Raw genomic sequence first — 21,131 nt, 5'->3', positions numbered from 1 at the left:
ACAAGTCGGGAGGCGGGGGCCCGCGGGGCGCCTTGCGACCGGATCCCACGATCCCCGCCACGGAAGCGCGGTTTGTGGGACGGCCCGCCCCAGGCCGGGGGCGACGCTCGGCACCGCCGCCGGGACGAGCGCGGGATAACCCCTGGTGGGGCGATCGTACCGGCGGCCCCGTGCGCCGCGGGTGGGGCCGCGGGGGCCGGCGAAGGGACCTTGGTGTCCCACAAACTTCGTATCCGTGGCGCGAATCGCGAAAACCGATCGCGGGGAAGGCTGGAGGAGCGGGAGCAGCCCAAATGACGGGAGCCCAAAACGGAGCCGTCCACGAATGAGCTCCTCCGTGATAATGGATGAGATATATGGGAAGCGGCGAGGGCAGAGGGAGACGCATGGCAAAGCAGACGTGGCGGGGCGGGAACATGCTGTACCCGCTGCCAGTGGTGATGGTGAGCTGCGCCAACGCCGCGGGAGAGTCGGACATCGTCACGGTTGCGTGGACGGGCACGGTCTGCACCAACCCGCCCATGCTTTCCGTCTCAATACGACCAGAACGGCACAGCTACCACATCATCCGCGAGAGCGGCGAGTTCGTGGTAAACCTCGTGGGTACCCGCCTCGCGCGGGCCTGTGACTGGTGCGGCGTGCGCTCCGGGCGCGACCACGACAAGTGGGAGGAGTGCGGCATCACGAAGGCCCCGGCCTCGTCGCTCGAACTTGCACCGGCCATCGCCGAGGCGCCCGTCTCCATCGAGTGCAAGGTGAGCCAGGTGCTCGAGCTGGGCAGCCACCACATGTTTCTTGCCACGGTCGAGGCCGTCCAGGTCGAGGAGGCCCTGCTCGACGCCAAGGGCAGGCTCGACCTGGACCGCGCGGGGCTCATCGCCTACTCGCACGGCGAGTACCTCGAGCTGGGGCGCGTGCTGGGGACGTTTGGCTACAGCGTGCGCAGGCGGTCTGATGCGAAGGCACAGCGTACGAGGGGCACCGCGCCCGCGCGCGGCAAGGGGCAAGGCAAGGGGCGAGGCCCGAAGGGACCGTCCGCCGAAAACCCAGGCACGCGAGGCAGGGGCCGGGAGCCCTGGGGCAGGAGCAGCGGCGCGGGGCCGGGTGGCACGAGGCCCGGCAGCCCGCACCGCAATCGCGGCAGGGGCCACCGGGCCTAGCACGCGGCGGACGCACGGCACCCGCCATCCTCGAGCAAGGGCCTACTTGGCCGGCACGACCTCGCGCCAGCAGCCATCGGGGTCCTCGACGAAGTAGATGCCCATGGACTCGTTTACGTAGCAGACGCAGCCCATCTCCTCGTGGAGCTTGCGGGCGGCGGCCATGTCGTCCACGGCAAAGGCCAGGTGCGTGTCCTCGCCGCCGTTGTCGTAGGGCTCCACGCGGCCCTTGTTCCAGGTGAGCTCGAGCTCGAAGTCGCTCTCGTCGTTGCCCATGAAGATGATCTCCCAGGAGCCGTCCTCGGGGCCCTTGCGACGCTTGACCTCGAGGCCGAACGCCTTCTCGTAGAACGCGATGGACTTGTCGCGGTCGAGCACGTGGATGCAGTCGTGCACCATCTTTGCACGCATGTGTTCCTCCCCTGTCGGTGTTTGTCGGCGCCCAAAGACACCTCTGGGACATAGTACCTTTGCGCGGGCGGGGGATGTGACCGTTGCCCCGGGCAGTCTCATCATGCATATAGTGCCACCGAGCAGGCGCTGGTCGAGTCGTTCGCGAGTCGCCAGGTGGACGGCCTCATCGTCAACGCCGCTGGTGACGAGAGCCCCGAGCTCGTCGGGCTTGCCGACGCGGGCACACCCGTGGTGCTCGTCGACCGCCTCGTCCGGGGCCATGGCTTTGACATCGTCACGAGCGACTACCGCACGCCCGCCCTCGAGCTCATGCGCCACCTGCGCGGGCAGGGCTTTGGGAGGGGCGCCCTCTTCACCCGGGGCTATGCGGGCAACTCCGCGCGTCTCATGCTCGAACGCATCGGCGACCCCGACGGCGATAGGCAGGGGCGGCTCGTTCCCGCCAGGCTGCGGATTCGCGCGCGCACGCGGCTTGTCCTGGACGCTGAGGGGTGACGGTCGCCGGGTGACAGCTTCCGGGACAGCCGTCACCCGCAGCACGCAGTCGCCCTCCGGAACCCCTCCAGAGCCCTTCGCTAGAATGAGTCCCAACTCGACGAGGGGACTTTTTCGATGCCACGCAATCCGTTTGGGAAGAGGCCCGGCATAACGTCGCCGCTGGGCCGCAAGGACAGGCAGGACGCTATGGCGCGCGCCGCGCAGGGCACGCGCTTCGACCAGAGCGACACCGGCCACACGGGCGGCACCCGCTTCAGGAGCGAGCCCAGGCCGCCGCGAAAGCCCAGGAAGCCCAGCCGCGTGGCCCGGCTCGTCGGCGGGTGGTGGGACCGCCTCATCGGCGCCGTCTACTCGGGTTCGCTCTCGAGCCAGACCGAGCAGTACGCCGCCCACGAGACCACGCGCGACTACATCTGGAACTCCGTGGGCCTGGGCGCTTGGGGCGTGGTCTTTCCCATCCTGTCGATCGTGACCACACAGCTCATCGACGTGGACGCCGCCGGCCGCTTCTCGATGGCGTTCGTCACGGGCACGCTTCTGCTCTTCGTCGCCAACTACGGCGTGCGCACCTTCCAGGTCTCCGACATCGACGAGACGCACTCCTTTGCCGACTACCAGGCAAACCGCCTGCTCACGTGCGCGGCCATGCTCGTCGTGGGCTTTCTGTACTGCACGCTGCGCGGCTACGACGCCCAGATGTTCACGTTGTCGATGGGGATGTTCGTCTACCGCGCCGTCGACGGGCTTGCCGACGTCTACGAGGGGCGCCTCCAGCAGATGGACAAGCTCTACCTCGCCGGCATCTCGCAGGCGCTGCGCTCGGCTGCCGTCATCGTGGGCTACACGGCGCTCATCTTCTTCTCGCACGACCTGGGCGTGGCGGGCATCGCCATGGCCGTGGGCGCCATCGCGAGCTTCGTGCTGCTGACGCTGCCACTCACGTTCTTCGAGACGCCCAAGAGCACCACGTTGTCGCTTGCGGGCGTGCGCGACCTGTTCGTGCAGTGCTTCCCGCTGTTCGTGGCGCTGTTCCTCTACAACCTCATCGACAACATGCCCAAGTTCTCGATGGAGGGCGTGCTCCCCTACGCCGACCAGCTCTACTTCAACGCGCTGTTCAGCCCGGCGCACATCATCATCATGGTGATCGGCTTCATCTACAAGCCGCAGCTCATGCGCCTCGCCGAGATCTGGGCCGACCCGAAGCGCCGGGTGCGCTTCGACCTCATCGTCATCGCGGTGCTTGCCGTGATCGTGGCGCTCACGGCCGGTGTGGCGGCGTTCATGGGGACCGTGGGCATCCCCATCATGAGCTTCCTCTACGGCGTGGACTTCGAGCAGTTCCGGGGGCTCTGCTACGTGATGGTCGCCACGGGCGGCGTGTGCGCGGCAATCGACTTCCTGTACCAGATCATCACGGTGCTGCGCCGCCAGAGGGCCGTCACCCGCGTCTACCTGCTCACGCTGGGCTTCTCGCTCTTCATCCCGCCGCTGCTCATCGGGTTCACGGGGCTTACGGGCGCGGTGCTTGGCTACCTCATCGTGATGTGCATCCTGCTCGTGCTGCTCGTGACCGAGTACCTGAGCATCCATGCCGAGCTCTCCGAAAGCCTGCACGACCTGCGGAGCCGCCGCAAGGCCGCGGAGGAATAGCGGGCAAGAGGTGGCAGGCGCGGGGGTCCCTTCCTGGCAGGCGCCGGGGTCCCTTCCTGGCAGGCCGGGCCCTTTCCTGCTAGATGCCAGCCTCCTGTTTGTCGAAAACCGTCGAAGGTAGCGATTTACCCAGTTAAGCCGTCAGAATCGAGGCCGTAACTGGGGAAACCGCTACCTTCGAGATAACCGGCACGAGACACGGCCAGTGCCCGTCGTATGAGGGTGGCACCGGGCGGGCCCTCAATGCAACATCAAATGTCAGAAGGCAGCCACGCGGAGGAGCTCGCTGGCGATGCGGCGGGCGAGGCGCTCTTAGCCGGCGGGGCTGAAGTGCAGGCCATCGGGCATGAGGCGCGGCTTGTGCGCGGCGGTGAGCGCGGTCATGCCGCTCTCGGCAAAGAGGTCCAAGACGGGGAGCCCGTACCAGCCCGCCACGTCGCGCAGGGTGCTCGCATAGTCTGCCTGGACGAGCCCGGCGGCGTTTCGCTCGAAGAAGGCGGGAAGCCCCTCGGCCGGCATGCCGCCGGTCTTTGCCGAGGTCACAAGCACAACGTCGGCGTCCGGATAGCGCTCGAACCCCAGCGTCGAGAGGCTGAGCAGATCCATCGAGATGGCCGCGTCGAGGAGGCCGTCGGAGGTGGAGGCCGACGCCACGAGTATGCACGGCAGCGTCACGTTGAGGCCGAGCTTGGAGAGCTGGTTGTCGAACCCGTCGTCCATGAACTTGAGGCGCGCGACCACATACCCAACGACCACCGACAGAAACAGGCCGCCATCTGGGCAAACAACGTAGCGAACGACGCGCACCCTCCAGCAGCAAAAGAGCCCCCACCGGAGGCTCTCCCAAGAGAACAAAGAACGAGCGACGGACCCGTCACAATCAAGAGCCCGCCGCCAAAAGCCCGGCCTGGAGGCGGCGGTGCGGCCTTGCTCGGGGCGAGTTCCGCAGACGTGCCTCGCGCGTCGAGGACCGTCTGAGCCCAGGGCAAGGCCGCGGCGCCCACGCGCCTACAGCGGCCGGATGCTGACCTCCTTGAGCTGCTTGGCCGAGACCTCGCTCGGCGCATCGCTCATGAGGTCGCTGCCGCTCGCCGTCTTCGGGAACGCCATGACGTCGCGAATCGAGTCGGATCCGGTGAGCAGCATGCACACGCGGTCGAGGCCCAGCGCAAAGCCGCCCATGGGAGGCGCACCAAATTGCAGCGCCTCCATCACGAAGCCGAACTGTTCCTGCGCGCGCTCTGGCGTGAAGCCCAGCAGCTCGAGGATCTTCTCCTGCAGCTCGGCGTTGTGGATACGCATGCCGCCACCGCCGGCCTCGAAGCCGTCCATGACGAAATCGTAGGTGTGGCTGCCCACGGACAGCGGGTCGGTGTCGAGGCGGTCGATGTCCTCCTCGACCGGCTGCGTGAACGGCTGGTGCTCGGAGGCGTAGGCCTTGCGCTCGTCATCCCAGTGGAACAGCGGGAAGTCGACGACCCACAGGAAGTCGTGCCCCTCGCGAGGGACGTCGAGGGCGTCGGCCATGTGGCAGCGCATGCCGCCGAGAATCTCGTCGGAGGCAAGGCGCGGGCCGGCGGCGAACATCACGAGGTCGCCCGGCTCCACCTCGGCGCGCTTGCGGAGCTCGGCCATCTCCTCGTCGGAGAAGAACTTGACGATCGGCGAGTTGATCGAGCCGTCCTCACGGAAGGCGATCCAGGCCAGACCCTTGGCGCCAAACGTCTCGGCGATGGGCTCGAGCTTGTCGATCTGCGCGCGGGGCCAGCTGCCGGCGCCCTTGGCGTTGATGCACTTGACGACCGAGCCCTCCTTGTTGGCGGCGCCGGAGAACACCTTGAACTTGGAGTTCTTGAACACGTCGGTGACGTCGACGAGGTGCATGCCGTAGCGCGTGTCGGGCTTGTCGATGCCGTAGGTGTCCATCGCGTCCCAGTACGAGATGCGGCGCAGCGGCGTGGGCAGCTCGACGCCCATGCGGCCGAACGCGTCCTTGAGCACGTCCTCGAGCGCGCCCATGACGTCGTCCTGGTCGACGAAGCTCATCTCAATGTCGACCTGCGTGAACTCGGGCTGGCGGTCGGCGCGAAGGTCCTCGTCGCGGAAGCACTTGGCCACCTGGTAGTAGCGCTCGACGCCACCCACCATGAGCAGCTGCTTGAGCAGCTGCGGGCTCTGCGGCAGTGCGTAGAAGTGGCCCGGCTGGATGCGGCAGGGCACGAGGAAGTCGCGCGCACCCTCGGGCGTGGACTTGAACAGGCTCGGCGTCTCGACCTCCATGAAGGCGCGCTTGTGCAGCGCCTCGCGGATGGCGAAGGTGAAGTCGGAGCGGAGCTTGAGGTGGCTCATCATCTCCGGGCGACGGATGTCGAGGTAGCGGTAGCGCAGGCGCGTGTCCTCGGACGTGTCGATGCCATCCTCGATCTGGAAGGGCGGCGTCTTGGAGCGGTTGAGCACCTCGATGGCGTCGACGCGGACCTCGACCTCGCCGGTGGGGAGCTTGGGGTTGACGGTCTCGGCGTCACGGCCGCGCACGACGCCCTTGACCAGGATGGGCCACTCGGGGCGGATGACCTCGGCCGCGTGGAAGGCGGTGCCACCGGAGTGCTCGGGGTCGAAGGTGCACTGCGTCATGCCGGTGCGGTCGCGCAGGTCGACAAAGATGAGCCCGCCGTGGTCGCGACGACGCCACACCCAGCCGGTGAGCGTGACCTCCTCGCCGATGTTCTCGCGGCGGAGCTCGCCGGCGGTGCGCGTGTGCAGCGAGTGCTCGTGCATGGGCACGAGCTCCTCGGGCGAGGTGAAGGTGGCCTCGTGGGCCTCGGCCTCGACGCGCTCGGCTGCGGTGGTGCTGGTTTCTTGCATGTGTGGGATTCCTCTCGTCTGTGCCATCCCGTGCCGGTGCGGATGGCAAGGGCCAGCCGGCGAACGGTAGCGTAGACAGCGCGAGCGTTCGCACGGCCCCACATCATAGCGCAGCGGGTGGACGCGAGAGGTGGCGTTGGCCGGCGGGTCGAGGTGGGCGGGCCTTTTGTCGTGGCCGCCTTCGCGATGGCGGTGCCCCTCCCCCCGGCGCTGAGAGCGCCCCTGGCCCGTCCGCGTAAGGGCCTTGGCGGGAATCATGAGAGGGTTTTGGGGGCGAATCCGTCCGCCTCGGGTCGTCTGGACGGGAGTGATGCCGCTATTTTGCAGTTCTTGGCTCGCTGGGAAAGTAGCCGAGGATCTGGGCCTCGGCTCACCTGCGGTTTTTCTCCCGGCGCGGGGACCTATATATTGCCGAGCGGGAAAGAACTGCAAAATTCCGGAACCGCTTCGATTATGGATTCGCCGGAGGCCTCCAAAGGCAGCGAATCTTAGAGGCTGGGAACTGGGATTTGGGCGCGGAAACACACGTTTCCGCGGAGACACCAGACAATGCGGCCCCGTCACGGCACGTGCAATTTGGCCACTTGTCGGGCGAGAATCCGGGCATCAAGTGACCAAATTGCACGGTTTGCGGAGGGAGGCCGCGAGGCAAGCGACGGCCGCAACACGCGGACAGCAACGCATGGGCCCGCAGGCGCGTCCTAACCGAGCAGGCCGACGGCTTGCTTGGCCTTGAGGATGCGGAGGCAGGACTCGTCGATGCGGTCGGAGGAGAGGGTGCCGCCGCTCACGGCGTCCGAGAGGCTCTCGGACATGAGGACCATGCCGCCGCCAGCGGCGAGGAAACGCACGGCGGCGCGGGCCGGGCCGAAGTACTGCGTCACGGTGCCCATCGAGAACGAGTTCGAGATGATGACGCCATCAAAGCCCAGCTCGTCGTGGAGCGTCTTGCCAATCACGAACGGCGAGAGCGAGGCGGGGAGGTCATCGGCCGCGGCGTTGGGCGTCTTGATGTGGCCCACCATGACCATCGGAACACCCGCCGCGATCGCGGCGCGGAACGGCTTGTACTCGCAGACCTCGAGCTCGTCCAGGGTGTGCGTCGAGACGGCCTTGCCTGTGTGCGAGTCGGCCGCCGTGTCGCCGTGGCCGGGGAAGTGCTTGGCGCAGGGCAGCACGCCCGTGGGGAGCATGGCCTTGTCCTCGGCCGTGACCATCTTGGACACGAGCGCCGGGTCCGAGCCGAACGAGCTCGCGCCGATGGCGGTGTTGTCGGGGTTGGTGAGCACGTCGGCGTCCGCAGCGCCTCTCGCCTCGTGACCTTGACCTGCATGGGCCCCCTCGCCTTCCGGGCTTGTTGGGTGGGGCGCGCCGGTTGGATGGAACGCGCCTGTTGAGCGGGGCACGCCTGTCGGGTGGGACACACCGATTGAGACACGCCGGTTGAACGGGGCACACCGACACCCCAGCCAAGCCCGCCGGCACCCCCACGCGCGGCCAGCCCGCCGACCCCGGCTTCCTTTCAAACACGTGATGAGGCAAATCCGCTCGTCAGGGCCGCGGGCGTGCTAACCTGCCGTTAAACGCAGACAACTAAGGAGTCCAGATGAGCCCACACACCGACAGCTCGCCCGACACCAACGCGACGGACGGCGCCGCGCGGGGCCACGCCACGCCCGCGACCGCCACGCCCAAGTCCAGCGCCTCGTCGCGCATCAAGGCCCGCGGCGAGATCAAGCGCGCCGCCCACGCGCAGGCCCGCGAGGCCCTGGGCGCCATCGCCCGCACGGCCAAGGACCGCCTCGCCCACTCCGACCAGGCAAACCGCGTGGCCGACCTCATCCACGCCATGGCCCCCGAGACCTCGGACTACGTGATTTCGCAGCGCCGCTGGCTCCACGAGCACCCCGAGCTTGGTTACAAGGAGTTCGACACCACCGAGCACATCTGCGCCGAGCTGGACGCGATGGGCATCCCCTACGAGCGCCCGCGCGAGACCGGCGTGGTGGCGACCCTGCGCGGCACCGCCCCGGACGCCTACAAGCCCGACGGCACCCCGCGTCTGCGCCTCATGATGCGCGCCGACATCGACGCCCTGCCCGTGACCGAGCAGACCGGCGAGCCCTTCCAGTCCCAGAATCCCGGCTGCATGCACGCCTGTGGCCACGACTGCCACGGCGCCATGCTGCTGGGCGCCGCCCGCATGCTCTCACGCATGACCGACGAGCTGCACGGCGAGATCCGCCTCGTGTTCCAGCCGGCCGAGGAGGGCGGCAACGGCTCCAAGTCCATGATCGACTGCGGCGTGCTCGAGGGCGTGGACAGCGTGTGGGGCCAGCACATCTGGAGCGACGTGCCCGCCGGCAAGATCAGCTGCGAGACGGGCCCGCGCATGGCGGCGACCGACTGGTGGCGTATCGACGTGACCGGCCGCGGCGCCCACGGCGCCATGCCCAACCAGGGCGCCGACGCCGTGCTGGCGGGGGCGGCCATCGTGCAGAGCCTGCAGGCCATCGTGGCGCGCAACATGAGCCCGTTCGAGCCGGCGGTGGTCACGGTGGGCCAGTTCCACGGCGGCACGGCGAGAAACGTCATGGCGGGATCGGCCTGGATGGAGGGCACCGTGCGCACCTTCCACGAGGCCGCCCACAAGCGCATCCCCCAGCTCATGGAGCGCATGGCGCAGGACACCGCCGCCGCCTACGGCTGCACCGCCACGCTCAGCTACGAGGTGGCACACTCGACCGTGGTGAACACGCCCGAGGCGAGCGAGCTCTGCGCCCGCGCGGCCACCGAGGTGCTGGGCGCCGACGCGCTCGTGAAGTACCGCGGCTCGATGCCGGGCGAGGACTTCTCGGAGTACCTCAAGAGGAGGCCCGGCGTATTCGTGTTCCTGGGCTCGGGCACGGCCGACAAGAACGGCAAAGTGTGGCCGCAGCACAGCCCCAAGTACGACCCGGACGAGCGCGTGTTCATCCGCGGCACCATGCTCGCCGCGCAGTACGCGGCCGACTACCTGGCGCAGTAGCGGCGACAACGACGGCGGGAACGAGAGGCGCGGGCCGGGTGGGGAAGCTACCCCGCCCGGCCCGCGCGCCTTTCCTAGGCGGCCGTCCTGCAGGCCGGCCTGCCCTGCCCAGCCCGCGCGCCTTTCCCGGCCAGTCTGCCCTGCCCCGCCAGCCCTCCTCACCCGCCCCGCCCACTTTATTCCGCTAAAGTCTTGCCGTCCTCACTTTATCGTGCTAAAGTGGTCGCCACCAAACGGAAGGAAGGCTCCCATGCTCACCAGAAGAAGCTTCGTCACCCTGTGCGCCACGCTCGCCGGCTCGAGCGCCCTCGCCCTCGTGGGCTGTGGCGGCTCCAGCGACAAAGCCGCTGCCGCCTCCACCTCTGCGGCCACGAGCGCGGCCGCCGCGGACGGCGACGCCTCGGCCGACATCGCCACCCTCACCGTGGGCTTCGACCAGGCCTACCCGCCCTACGGCTTCGTGGGCGACGACGGCCAGTTCACCGGCTTCGACCTCGACCTCGCCGCCGAGGTCTGCAAGCGCAACAACTGGGAGGTCAAGGACGAGCCCATCGAGTGGGACGCCAAGGACACCCTGCTCAACTCGGGCGCCATCACCTGTATCTGGAACGGCTTCACCATGGAGGGCCGCGAGAACGACTATACCTTCTCCGAGCCGTACATGCTGAACGGCCAGGTGGTCGTGGTGAAGAAGGACTCCGGCATCAACAGCCTCGCCGACCTCGCGGGCAAGACCGTCATCACCCAGACCGACTCCGCCGCGCAGGAGGTCCTCGAGGGCGACAAGGCCGACGTGGCTGCCACGTTTGCCACGCTCGACACCATCGGCGACTACAACACCGCGTTCATGCAGCTCGAGAGCGGTGCCGTCGACGCCGTGGCGTGCGACCTGTCCATCTCGCAGTACCAGATCTCGGCCAAGCCCGATGCCTACAAGCAGCTCGACGAGGCCCTCTCGACCGAGCACTACGCCGTGGGCTTCAAGAAGGGCAGCCAGGCGCTGGCCGACAAGGTCACCGAGACGCTCAAGGCCATGGACGCTGACGGCTTCGTGAAGCAGCTCTGCGACAAGTACTCGAGCTACGGCATCTCGTACGACAACTGGCAGCTCAAGTAGGCTGCCTCGACCCGATTGCCCCGGCGCCCGCGCGCGCCGGGGCTCCGTTGTCACTTTCTTCCGTATGATTCGTCACATTTCCCACGAAATGTGACGAATCATACGGAAGAAAGCGTGACGCGCGTAACAGCCCAGGGAGGAACCGTTGGACATCACGACCATGACGGGGATGCTCGTCTCCGGATTTGGCACGACCCTGCAGATCTTTCTGCTCACGCTCGTGGGGTCGATCCCGCTCGCCATCCCGGTGGCTCTCGCCCGCATGAGCCGCATCCGCCTGCTCTCGTGGGTCGCGCGCGCCTACATCTCGGTGCTGCGCGGCACCCCGCTCATGCTGCAGATGTTCGCCATCTACTTTGCCCCCTACTACGTCTTTGGCATCCAGCTCACGCCCGACTCCAAGTGGCAGGCGTGCATCGTGGCGTTCATCCTCAACTACGCCGCCTACTTCGCCGAGATCTACCGCTCGGGCATCCAGTCCATCCCGCGCGGCCAGTACGAGGCGGCCGAGGTGCTCGGCTACTCGCGCTCCCAGACGTTCTGGCGCATCGTGGCGCCGCAGGTGGCCAAACGCATCATCCCGGCCATGGGCAACGAGATCATCACCCTCGTGAAGGACACGTCGCTTGCCTTCTCCATCGGCGTGGCCGAGATGTTCTCCACGGCCAAGGCGCTCGTGGCCTCGCAGGTGAGCATGGTGCCGTTTGCCATCGCCGCCGCGTTCTACTGGGTCTTCAACTTCCTGGTCGAGCTCGCGCTGGGCGCCGTCGAGAAGAAGATGGACTACTACCACGACTAGGCTGGGAGGCGGGCACGGACGCAGGCTGCGGCCCCGACGCCGTGGCCGTGCCGCCGGCTCCCACCCCCACACGGAGGTCACTCACATGTCCGAAGCAAATCCCCTCGTTCGCCTCGAGCACGCCAGCAAGAGCTTTGGCGACAACCACGTGCTGAGGGACATCACGCTCGAGGTCACCCCCGGCGAGGTCGTAGCGATCATCGGCCCGTCGGGCGGCGGCAAGTCGACGCTCTTGCGCTGCATGACGCTGCTCGAGCGCCTCGACGCCGGCGAGCTGTGGTACGGCGACCTAGCCGTGGCGCGCTCCGGCGAGGGCGGCTCGGCCACCTACGGCGACAAGGCCACGCTCGCCCAGGCGCGCTCGCGCTTTGGCCTCGTGTTCCAGCAGTTCAACCTGTTCCCGCACATGACGGTGATGAAAAACGTCATGGACGCGCCGCTCGTGGTGCAGAGGCGCCCGCGCGAGGAGGTCGAGGCCCAGGCCCGCGAGCTCATCGCCAAGATGGGCCTGGCCGGCAACGAGGACAAGGTGCCCTGTGAGCTCTCCGGCGGCCAGCAGCAGCGTGCGAGCATCGCCCGGGCGCTCTGCCTGAACCCCAGCATCCTCTACTTCGACGAGCCCACGAGCGCGCTCGACCCCGAGCTCACTGGCGAGGTGCTCAAGGTCATGCGCCAGCTTGCCGAGGAGGGCACCACCATGGTGGTGGTCACGCACGAGATGGCCTTCGCGCGCGACGTGGCGAGCCGCGTCGTCTTCATGGACGGCGGGCGCATCGTGGAGGAGGGCTCGCCCGAGCAGGTCTTCGGCAGCCCGCGCGAGGCCCGCACCAAGGAGTTCCTCGCGAGGTACAGCGGGTAGGGGCCATTCCGCCCGACGCCGAGTCAGCAAACAAAGCGTGCAATTTGGTCACTTGAGACCCCGATTCGGGCCGCTCAAGTGACCAAATTGCACGCTTTGTTGGTGAGGAGGGCTGGTAGAGGGGGCCGGCAGGAGGTTTGTGGGGAAGGCGTCTGGCCGCGACGGCCGGCCGGGCGTCGCCGTGGCCACCACCGGGCCGGCGCGGCAACCGTGGCAGCCGCCGCGCCGGCCCGGGGCAGGAACCTACAGGTCCTCGGTGTTGTGGACGTGGTGCATGTGCCTGCCCTCCAGGCGGGCACTCTCGCAGAGCTCGCAGGCCTCGCCGTCGGCCGGCGTCGCCTCCATGTAGGCGAGCATCGCCTCGGCCACCTGCTTGGCTGCGGCCACCGCGTGCACCACCGTCTTGGAGCCCGAGACCACGTCGCCCGCGGCAAAGACGCCGTCCACGCTCGTCATGCCGTCGTCGTTCACCACGAGCAGACCCTTGTCGTTGCCCTCGAGGCCCGGCGTGGTGAGCAGCAGCTTGTTCTTGGGGCCCTGCGAGATCGAGATCACCGTGGAGTCGACGCTCTCCTGCACGAGCTCGTCCTCGTAGCCCACGACCTTGTCATCCTCGTCGAAGATGGCCTTCTTGAAGACGGGGCCCTGCTCGTTGAGCATCGTAATAGCGTAGCCGTAGACGACGTCGGCACCCTCGAGCTGCGCGTAGGCCAGCTCGTCGGAGCTTGCCGAGACGTGCTTGGAGCGCGCGTACATCGTCACATGGCGGGCGCCGCGGCGAAGCGCCGTGCGCGCCACGTCCATGGCGGAGTTGCCCACGCCGATGACGGCCACCGTGTCGCCCAGCTCGAAGGCGGCCGGGTCTGCCAGGTAGTCAACGGAGAAGTGCACGTTGGCAAGTGACTCGCCGTACATGCCGAGCGTCTTGGGCCGCCACACGCCCGTGCCCACGAAGACGCTCTCGTAGCCGTCGCGGAACAGGTCGTGGATCTCGAGCGCGCCGCCGATGGTGGTGTTGGCGCGGAACTTGATGCCCATCTGCTCGAGGCGCTTGGCATAGCGGTCGAGGATGGTGCGCGGCAGGCGGAAGTTGGGGATGCCGTAGCGCATGACGCCGCCGATGCGCTCCTTGGAGTCGAAGATCGTGACGTCGCAGCCGGCCGCGGCGAGCTTCACGGCCACGGTGATGCCGGCCGGGCCCGCGCCGATGACGGCCGCGCGGTGGCCGCTGGAGGGCTTGCGCTCGACAACCATGCGATCGAGGTAGAGGTCGGACACGAAGCTCTCGATGGCGCTGAAGTGCACCGGCGTGTCCTTGCGGCCGCGGATGCAGTGACCCTCGCACTGGCCCTCGTGGTTGCAGACGATCGAGCAGCAGACGGAGAGCGGGTTGTTCTCGAAGAGCATCTCGCCTGCCTCGTTCATCTTGCCGTCCTGGAACAGCTGGATGACCTGCGGGATGCTCGTGGAGATGGGGCAGCCCTTCTGACACATCGGGCGCTTGCAGTGCAGGCACCTGTTTGCTTCCTCGACGATGTGAATTGCCACGCTCGCTCCCCTCTCCGGCGCAGAACGCCGCCTCGCGCCGCCGGCACCCATGTGCCCGCGACGTCCCCGTTGTCATTCCTGGCCCAACCCGTCTCCCAGGACAATCGGCACAAAGAGACCACCGGATGCGGGCATCTGGCGTCGTGCGCACGTCATTGTGCCGCTCACAGCTTGGAAACTACCATTCGTGGAGCAATCATGGCACATATGACTATGGGTTACTAGTCAACTACGGATCTTTTTCGCGATGTCCCACCCGCCGGAAGGGCGGCGGGACGCATGCCCGACGTCAGACGGAGAATCCCGGGCCAGATACAAAATCGGCCCGCCCAAAGGAGGGCGGGCCGCACCACGCGACTTACTGAAGCTTGAAGTTGTTGACCATCTCGTATCGCTTGGCGATGCCGGAGTGGTCGTCCTTGTCGTGGCCTCTGGAGCGCAGCGACTGCATGATCTCCATGGCGAGCGACGTGAAGGGCGCGCTCGCGTTGACGCCGTGCGAGGTGTCGAAGGCGTTCTGCAGGTCCTTGATGTGCAGCTCGATGCGGAAGCCGGGCGTTAAGTCGCCGTGGAAGATCTTCTCGGACTTCTGGTCCATGACGACCGAGCCGGCAAGGCCGCTACGGATGGCCTGGTAGACATTCTCGGGGTCGACGCCGGCCTTCTTGGCGAGCGAGAAGGCCTCGGAGATGGCCGCGATGTTGATGGCGACGATCATCTGGTTGGCCAGCTTGGTGATGTTGCCGGCACCCACGCCGCCCACGAGGGCGACCGTGGGGGCCATGGTCTTGAGCAGGTCCTCGTACTTGGCGAAGACCTCGGGCTTGCCGCCCACCATGACGGCGATGGTGCCGTCGATGGCCTTGTGCTCGCCGCCGGAGACCGGGGCGTCCATGAAGTCGACGCCCAGCCTCTGAAGAACGAGCCATGAGCGCCCGCCAGGTTGAGCAGCATGCTGTCGTAGCCGGCGACCGGAATGACTTCCATACGCTCGATAGTTGGGACCATTTTGCCCTCCATTTGGCTTGGGACCAAACCGCACGTGCCAGGAAACGTTCTACTGAGTACTCTACGGGCGCGGGGTGGGCTTCCCATATTCCACGGCACAGTTCTCGGCGCCGCTGACGGCGCATCGATGTTCCGCGTACCATGTCAGGCAGGACGCGGGAAGGAGTGCCATGGACCTCGACCCCCAGATCGCCGAGACGATCGTCACCAACCTCAAGGGCATCATCAACCACGAGATCAGCCTGTTCGACACCGCGGGCACGATCATCGCGAGCACCGCCCGCAGGCGCATGGGGAGGAGCCACGACGGCGCGCGCCTCGCGATTCGCACCAAGCAGACCATCTCGACCGACGACGACCACGAGTACAAGGGCGCCAAGCGCGGCATCAACGTGCCGGTGGTGTTCAACGACTCGGTGGTGGCGGTCGTCGGCATCACGGGCCGGCGCGAGGAGGTCGAGCCCTTCGGCAACGTCATCAAGAAGATGACCGAGATCCTCATCCGCGAGAACTGGGAGCAGATCACCCGCTTCGACCAGCGCGAGCGTCTGACGAGCCTCGTCGACCAGCTGAAGCTGCGCCACCACGACCCAAGCCTCACCAACTACCTGGCCTCCGTACTCGAGATCGACCTCACGCTGCCGAGGCGCTGCGTGGTGGGCCGGCTCGTGGCGGGCGACGGCGCGGCCTGCAAGACCGGCGAGGGCGCCACCTCGGAGAGCCCCTACGCCACCGTCTACGCGCGCCTCCAGCAGCTGGGCAGCAGCTTCTTCTCCATATCGGGCGAGGACATCTGCATGTTCGTGGCCGAGGGCGACTCGCGCGACCTCCAGAAGCTGCTGCGAGGCCTCCAGCGTGACTGCGAGGAGCGTCTGCACCTCTCGCTCGTGTGCGGCATCGGCGACGTGGCGACGAGGCCCGAGACCTACTGGCGCAGCTACGACGAGGCCTGCAAGGCGGCCGACTGGCTGCTGTTCTCGCGCTCGGGCACACTCGCGCGCTACGACGAGCTCGACTACGGCATCTTCATCACCGCGGTGCCGCCCAAGGACGCCGAACGCTTCGAGCGTCACGTCTTCTCCGGGCTCACCGACGTGGAGATTGACGAGTTCCAGACCGTCTTCGACGCCTACACGCGCCACAACGGCAGCATCATCCACTGCGCCGACGAGCTCTTCCTGCACAAGAACACGCTGCAGAACCGCCTCAACAAGATTGCGAGGGTGACCGGCTACAACCCGCGCGAGCTCTCCGACTACGCGGTGCTGTCGGTGGCCTTCCTCCTGCACCGCCACCTGCGCTTCGAGCGCCGCTAGGCAGACGGGGCGGGGCCGGCGCGGGGCGGGCGCGCCACCTGCCGGAACCGCTCGCAGCGGCCGCCATGCAGCCGTCCCCCACGCAAAAGGGGCTGCCGACCGAAGCCGGCGACCCCCGGATGGATCGCAGCTCGCGCGCGCCGGGCACGCTAGGGCATGAACACGCTCGTCACGATGCCGAAGAGCACGACCAGGATGTTGACGGCCCAGAGCTTGAGCCACGTGAACGTAATGTGCTCGTCGATCGTGATGCCCGTAAGGTCCGTGGCGATGCAGAGCTGCGGCTGGGCGATGACCGAAATCATGGCCTGGACCATGGCATCGAGCATGCCGGACTCCTGCATGACGCCCACGATCACGCCGGAGAGGAGCACGGCCGGGCACACCGGGAACAGCGACGCCGCGTACTTCTTGAGCAGCCCGTTCTGCTGCGAGAGGTCGGGAAGTTGAGGGCCAGGGCGACCACGAGGCCAAGGGCGAACACATCGTACTGCGGGGCCTTCTCGAACACGATGAGGCAGAAGATTATGAACGCGGTGAGCAGCAAGTTCCACACGAAGTTCTTGTGACGCGTGAGCTCGGTGTCCTTGAACTGGGCAAGCAGCTCCTCATTGGTGATGGAGACCCCACCCCCGGCGTCCTTGCGGGCACGCACGCCAAAGAAGGCGGCGATGGCGATGAGCAGGACCACCATGAAGGCCCGGATGGAAACGAGCTTGAGGAACAAAGCCGTAGAGGCGTTGGGAAGGTCGGGCACGAGCGTGGCCGCGCGCAGGATCTTGGGGTTCCACGGGGCGTTGCGCACGATGAGGATCGCGGTGGCGATCAGGAACGGCAGGATGCGCTTGTCGATGCGGAGCTATTCGTAGAGCGGGAGCATGAGCGGCACGGTGATGAGGAAGACCGACGTGATGGAGCCGTCGAGCTCGACGATGCAGGCAACCACCACCGTAAGCACGCAGATGACCGGCGCCGAGATCTTCACCCGCTTCATGATGGCGATGACGATGTCATCGAACAGGCCCGTGTCGGCCATGAGCATGAAGTACGGGGGCGAGAAGAGCATCATCAGCGTGATGCTCTGGGTCATGCCGATGCCGGTCTTGATCCAGTCGCCGATCGCGCCGACGCCGTCGATCGAGAACGGGTTTTGGCCCGAGACCGCCAGCGCGACGAAGCCCGCGACAAGCGGGATCACCGTGAAGGCGAGAAGCGTGCTCACCCACTTCTTGAGAAGCACGACGGTGACGATGATCATCGTCGCGAAGCCGAGAATTGCCAGTGCCACTGTGCCGCCCTCCATTCCAGGCGGCCGCGGAGATACCCCGTGCGCGGCGCGCCTCCGGGAGGCGACCTCGGCCGCCCCGTCCCGACAGGTGCGACACGTTTCCCCACCATTCAAGATGGTGTGGCGGGCTTTCGCACACATGGGTCGGTAGGACAGTTTAGGCAGGGTTTATCGGCCCTTATTGGTACTCAGGACATGCACCCTCACCTGGGCGGCCCCTAACATCTAGGCCACAAGGTGCTCGGGGAAGCGCCGGGGGCGGGGCAAGAGCCCCAGGGGCGCGCGGCCATGCAGGCACGCAGGCGCCCCTCACCATACGAAAGGAGGCGATTGGACGGCTGCTCGACTCTGCGTCAAGATCAAACCCGAGGACAACGTCGCCATCGCGATACGCGACCTCGAGCCCGGCACCGAGGTGCTCGACGGCGTCGTCACCGTGGAAAAGGTGCCGCAGGCGCACAAGATCGCCCTCACCGACATCCCCAAGGGTGCCGACGTGGTTCGCTACGGCGTGGTGCTCGGCCACGCGCTCGAGGACATCGCCAAGGGCCGCTGGATCAACGAGCACATGATTGACCTGCCCGTGGCGCCGCCGCTCGACCAGATGGAGTACGGAACCAACATCGTCCCCATGGAGGACCTGCCCGACCCCACGGTGACCACCTGGGACGGCTACAGGAACCCCAACGGCGGCTTTGGTGGCACGCGTAACATCCTCGCCATCCAGACCACCGTGCAGTGCGTCGAGGGCGTCGTGAACGTGGCCCTCCAGCGCATCAAGCAGCAGCTGCTGCCCAAGTACCCGCACGTCAACGACGTGGTGGCCATCAACCACGCCTACGGCTGCGGCGTGGCCATCAACGCGCGTGAGGCCTACATCCCGCAGCGCATCCTGCGCAACCTCGTCCACCATCCCAACTTTGGCGGACAGGTGATGTGCGTGGGCCTCGGCTGCGAGAAGTTCACCACCGACATGCTGCTCGACCCGGAGGACAACACGCCCGAGAACGTCGTAATCCTCCAGAAGGAGAAGGGCTTCGAGGCCATGATCTCCGCGATCATGGAGATGGCCGAGAAGAAGCTCCAGATTCTCCACCAGCGCCGAGCCGTGGATGAGCCGCGAGGACTACGAGTTCATGAAGAAGCGCCCCAAGGAGACCATCGACCTCGACCCACGCCGGCGAGCCCGACATCTTCTACTCCTGCGACGACTCGCTCGAGGCCCTCGGCACCGACCACCTCGACCTCTACCTGCTGCACTGGCATGGCGGCGTGCCGCTTCGCGAGACCGTGCGCTGCATGGAGGAGCTCGAAGAGGAGGGCAAGATCGGCGCGTGGGGCGTCTCGAACTTCGACACCGACGACATGGAGGAGCTCTGGCGCATCCCGGAGGGTCGGCACTGCCAGGTGAACGAGGTGCTCTACCACCCCGGCTCGCTCGGCATCGAGTACGACCTGCTGCCCTGGATGCGCGAGCATGACGTGGCCCTCATGGCCTACTGCCCGCTCGCGCAGGCGGGGACGCTCAGGCGCGGCCTGTTCTCGAGCCCCGAGCTGGCCGAGGTGGCGCGGCGCCACGGGGCCACGGTGCCGCAAGTAATCCTCGCATGGGACATCCGCGACGGCCACACCATCGCCATCCCCAAAAGCTCCACGCCCGAGCACGCCACCGAGAACGCCGCAGCCGCGCGCATCGAGCTCGATGACGACGACCTCGCGCTCATCAGCCGCGCCTGGAGTGCCCCCAGCCACAAGGTACCGCTGGACGTGCAGTAACCACGTCGTCCGCGGGGACAGGACAGCTGCAATGACCCTGCGAAGCCAGGTCGACGCGCCCACCCAGGCCTTTCGCGAGGCAGCTCAGACGCATGAGCCCGCCCATGCGGCCGGGCCAGACAACCTCGGGCCCGGCCGCGTCGCTTTGCCCTACCCAACGCGGTCCATCCCGGCGGCCAAACCCAACCGAAAGACCCTCACAAGGCCCATCCGATGCAAAACTATTCCGTTATCTAGATATTTTCCGCTCTCTCAAAGTAGAGGCACGCTTGGGGTAAAACCGCCAAGCCGTTTACCTGCGACTTTATAAATGGACCTACCGGGTCTACTTTGTGACCCCACGCAAAAATCTAGATAACGGATAAGATTTGCAAGCAGGCCCCTCCCGACTCCCCAATGTGGCCGCCACAAGGCCCCCTTTCCGCCAGACTCCGGCATCAGGCGCCGCGCCTTCTGCCCATTCCCTTCCTCGGCTCGTTCTTTCTACGGCGCGCGCCGTCCCAGACGGGCTCGTAAGGTCGGCCGAAGAGCTCCTCGTGCAGCCTCTTGCGAGCCTTCAGAAAGGCGACGGTCCGCCTCTTGAGTGGCATACCCGTCTGCCTCGAGAAGTTCTCGAGCATGGTCTCCAACGTCTCGAGGTCGGCCATCTGGGCGGGCGTCACCTCGAAGACTTTGTAGCCCATGCTCTCCAGCGCGGGGCGGCGCCCCGTCTCCACGAGAAAGCCCTCGGCGTCGGCATGAAACGCCATGCCGTTGACTTCGAAGTCGACCTTCTCCCGCTCCCACAGGCAGTCGGCCACGGCGCAACTCCTACCCGCCAGCCGCTGGGCCTCAGGAGAGAACGGAATTCGCATGTTGAGCTTGGGAGATCCCCAGCCCTCCCCTCCCGAGTGCGCGTCAAAGCACATGACCATGGCTGCCTTAGCCTCCGCCGGAGAGGCCGCGCCGTCGCGACACATGCCCAGCGCCCGCTCGACGGCAGAGAGGTAGCGCGTGCCCCTCAGCTCCCGAGCGACCTCCGCGATCGCCTCAACGCTCGTAAGCGGAGGCCTCCGCCAGAGGTCCGTCAGCACGCCGCGCCGGTCGTAGCAGGGCTCCCATGGAAGGGGCTCGCCTTCGCCATCGAGAAATCCCAAGGGTCGGCCATCCTCACCATGATAGGCATAGATTCGCTGGTCAGGAGCGATGCGGCCACGCCCAATCACCCCTGCGGCCTCGAGCTGCCTGGTCGCAAGCCTCACCCGCTCGTTCTGCGGGCACAGCGCGAAGACCCCGCACGCCTCGTAGACCATCTTGGCCACGGCGGCAACGCCGCGATGCTGACCGTGAAGGCACACGGCCGCCTCGGGCATCGGCACGTGCAGGCCGCCGCCGATAGGCTCCAGATACGAGCGCGGAAAGCCCGCAGGGAGCCGATGGACGTGCACAAGGTCGCTCCTGTGCTCGCTGCACGGGGCGTCGCACATCACATGGACCGGAAGAGACAAGCCCTTGAGGTCACCAAGCAGACGTCCCACGACGGCCGCCTCGGCCTCGCGAGCGTTCTTACGCGGGGAGTCCGCGGAGGCGAGCAGACGCAAGCATTCAGGAAGCGTCGCCGCAAGGCCGTCCCGCTCGAGGTCGACCGAGGCCACGATTGGCGGCGTGCGCAGATACTCCCAGGCAGAGACATCAAAGAGTACGACCACGGCGCCTCCTTGCTTGAGGTCGGGGCCTCGCAGCGACGCGAGACGGGTGATGTTCCATCCTAGGGGAGGCGCGATGGCACGAACTTGAGAAGCCCGGCCCAATCCGCAGGCGGC

At 66.9% G+C, this 21,131-nt stretch carries 18 protein-coding genes and 2 pseudogenes; 10 read left to right on the top strand and 10 right to left on the bottom strand.

The features are described from left to right. Positions 1-386: 386 nt before the first annotated feature. Entirely contained in the window at positions 387-1,160 is a 774-nt protein-coding gene (locus EFAMC1_RS04375) for a flavin reductase family protein (protein WP_154053100.1), read from the top strand. 42 nt (positions 1,161-1,202) lie between these two features. On the opposite strand, the gene EFAMC1_RS04370 is transcribed toward EFAMC1_RS04375, so the two are convergent. Beyond that, positions 1,203-1,571, bottom strand: coding sequence for a VOC family protein (locus EFAMC1_RS04370; protein ID WP_154053099.1), 369 nt, complete (start codon positions 1,569-1,571; stop codon positions 1,203-1,205). A gap of 120 nt (positions 1,572-1,691) precedes the next feature. Between EFAMC1_RS04370 and EFAMC1_RS04365 the strand changes: the two are divergent. Further along, a pseudogene (locus tag EFAMC1_RS04365) lies at positions 1,692-2,069 on the top strand (hypothetical protein); the annotation flags it as partial. Positions 2,070-2,258: 189 nt separating this feature from the next. Continuing rightward, complete coding sequence (locus tag EFAMC1_RS04360; RefSeq protein ID WP_187324555.1) at positions 2,259-3,725, top strand: lipopolysaccharide biosynthesis protein; 1,467 nt, start codon at positions 2,259-2,261, stop codon at positions 3,723-3,725. Between the two features lie 312 nt (positions 3,726-4,037). Here EFAMC1_RS04360 and EFAMC1_RS04355 read toward each other — a convergent pair whose 3' ends face one another. The 3 genes from EFAMC1_RS04355 to EFAMC1_RS04345 all read right to left on the bottom strand — a co-directional run bounded on the left by EFAMC1_RS04355 (position 4,038) and on the right by EFAMC1_RS04345 (position 7,879). Next, on the bottom strand, positions 4,038-4,481 hold the full coding sequence (locus EFAMC1_RS04355; RefSeq protein WP_154053097.1) for an SGNH/GDSL hydrolase family protein: 444 nt from the start codon (positions 4,479-4,481) through the stop codon (positions 4,038-4,040). A gap of 252 nt (positions 4,482-4,733) precedes the next feature. Then, a complete protein-coding gene (gene aspS, locus EFAMC1_RS04350) occupies positions 4,734-6,503 on the bottom strand; it encodes an aspartate--tRNA ligase (RefSeq protein WP_154053103.1) in 1,770 nt (589 codons plus the stop codon). Positions 6,504-7,291: 788 nt separating this feature from the next. Continuing rightward, a complete protein-coding gene (locus EFAMC1_RS04345; protein ID WP_261981763.1) occupies positions 7,292-7,879 on the bottom strand; it encodes a glycoside hydrolase family 3 N-terminal domain-containing protein in 588 nt (195 codons plus the stop codon). Between the two features lie 317 nt (positions 7,880-8,196). Between EFAMC1_RS04345 and EFAMC1_RS04340 the strand changes: the two genes are divergently transcribed. The 4 genes from EFAMC1_RS04340 to EFAMC1_RS04325 all read left to right on the top strand — a co-directional run bounded on the left by EFAMC1_RS04340 (position 8,197) and on the right by EFAMC1_RS04325 (position 12,393). After that, a complete protein-coding gene (locus tag EFAMC1_RS04340) occupies positions 8,197-9,618 on the top strand; it encodes an amidohydrolase (RefSeq protein ID WP_261981762.1) in 1,422 nt (473 codons plus the stop codon). A gap of 250 nt (positions 9,619-9,868) precedes the next feature. Continuing rightward, on the top strand, positions 9,869-10,735 hold the full coding sequence (locus tag EFAMC1_RS04335; RefSeq protein WP_154053095.1) for a transporter substrate-binding domain-containing protein: 867 nt from the start codon (positions 9,869-9,871) through the stop codon (positions 10,733-10,735). A gap of 145 nt (positions 10,736-10,880) precedes the next feature. Then, positions 10,881-11,534 carry an amino acid ABC transporter permease gene (locus tag EFAMC1_RS04330; RefSeq protein WP_154053094.1) on the top strand — a complete coding sequence of 218 codons (654 nt, stop codon included), beginning with the start codon at positions 10,881-10,883 and terminating at the stop codon, positions 11,532-11,534. An 85-nt stretch (positions 11,535-11,619) separates the two neighbouring features. Then, positions 11,620-12,393 carry an amino acid ABC transporter ATP-binding protein gene (locus EFAMC1_RS04325; protein ID WP_154053093.1) on the top strand — a complete coding sequence of 258 codons (774 nt, stop codon included), beginning with the start codon at positions 11,620-11,622 and terminating at the stop codon, positions 12,391-12,393. A 243-nt stretch (positions 12,394-12,636) separates the two neighbouring features. On the opposite strand, the gene EFAMC1_RS04320 is transcribed toward EFAMC1_RS04325, so the two are convergent. Next, positions 12,637-13,941: an NAD(P)-dependent oxidoreductase gene (locus EFAMC1_RS04320; RefSeq protein WP_154053092.1), complete on the bottom strand. Its 1,305-nt coding sequence runs from the start codon at positions 13,939-13,941 to the stop codon at positions 12,637-12,639. Positions 13,942-14,299: 358 nt separating this feature from the next. Beyond that, the gene (locus tag EFAMC1_RS04315) at positions 14,300-14,836 is read right to left on the bottom strand and encodes an NAD-binding protein (RefSeq protein ID WP_154053091.1); all 537 of its coding nucleotides are present in this window, start codon (positions 14,834-14,836) and stop codon (positions 14,300-14,302) included. A gap of 283 nt (positions 14,837-15,119) precedes the next feature. Here EFAMC1_RS04315 and EFAMC1_RS04310 point away from each other — a divergent pair, with 283 nt between their 5' ends. Further along, a complete protein-coding gene (locus EFAMC1_RS04310) occupies positions 15,120-16,265 on the top strand; it encodes a CdaR family transcriptional regulator (protein ID WP_154053090.1) in 1,146 nt (381 codons plus the stop codon). A 149-nt stretch (positions 16,266-16,414) separates the two neighbouring features. Here the strand turns inward: EFAMC1_RS04310 and EFAMC1_RS04305 are convergent, their stop codons facing one another. The 3 genes from EFAMC1_RS04305 to EFAMC1_RS04295 are packed head-to-tail and all read right to left on the bottom strand — an operon-like array spanning position 16,415 to position 17,553. Then, complete coding sequence (locus EFAMC1_RS04305) at positions 16,415-16,639, bottom strand: hypothetical protein (RefSeq protein ID WP_154053089.1); 225 nt, start codon at positions 16,637-16,639, stop codon at positions 16,415-16,417. Beyond that, entirely contained in the window at positions 16,621-17,070 is a 450-nt protein-coding gene (locus EFAMC1_RS04300; RefSeq protein ID WP_154053088.1) for a hypothetical protein, read from the bottom strand. The genes EFAMC1_RS04305 and EFAMC1_RS04300 overlap by 19 nt, the downstream gene beginning before the upstream one ends. Before the next feature lie 54 nt (positions 17,071-17,124). Beyond that, positions 17,125-17,553, bottom strand: coding sequence for a hypothetical protein (locus EFAMC1_RS04295; protein WP_154053087.1), 429 nt, complete (start codon positions 17,551-17,553; stop codon positions 17,125-17,127). A gap of 358 nt (positions 17,554-17,911) precedes the next feature. On the opposite strand from EFAMC1_RS04295, the pseudogene EFAMC1_RS11185 reads away from it, so the two are divergent. Next, positions 17,912-18,631 (top strand): annotated as a pseudogene (locus EFAMC1_RS11185) (UxaA family hydrolase); the annotation flags it as partial. A gap of 113 nt (positions 18,632-18,744) precedes the next feature. After that, the gene (locus EFAMC1_RS04285; RefSeq protein WP_154053086.1) at positions 18,745-19,329 is read left to right on the top strand and encodes an aldo/keto reductase; all 585 of its coding nucleotides are present in this window, start codon (positions 18,745-18,747) and stop codon (positions 19,327-19,329) included. 437 nt (positions 19,330-19,766) lie between these two features. Here EFAMC1_RS04285 and EFAMC1_RS04280 read toward each other — a convergent pair whose 3' ends face one another. After that, positions 19,767-21,017 (bottom strand): hypothetical protein, encoded by a 1,251-nt coding sequence (locus tag EFAMC1_RS04280; protein WP_154053085.1) that lies wholly within the window; start codon positions 21,015-21,017, stop codon positions 19,767-19,769. Between the last annotated feature and the right edge of the window lie 114 nt (positions 21,018-21,131).

Origin of the sequence: Olsenella uli, assembly GCF_901212675.1 — a bacterium.
In the GTDB taxonomy this organism is placed as follows: domain Bacteria; phylum Actinomycetota; class Coriobacteriia; order Coriobacteriales; family Atopobiaceae; genus Parolsenella; species Parolsenella uli_B.
This window is presented reverse-complemented; position numbering and strand designations above follow the sequence as displayed.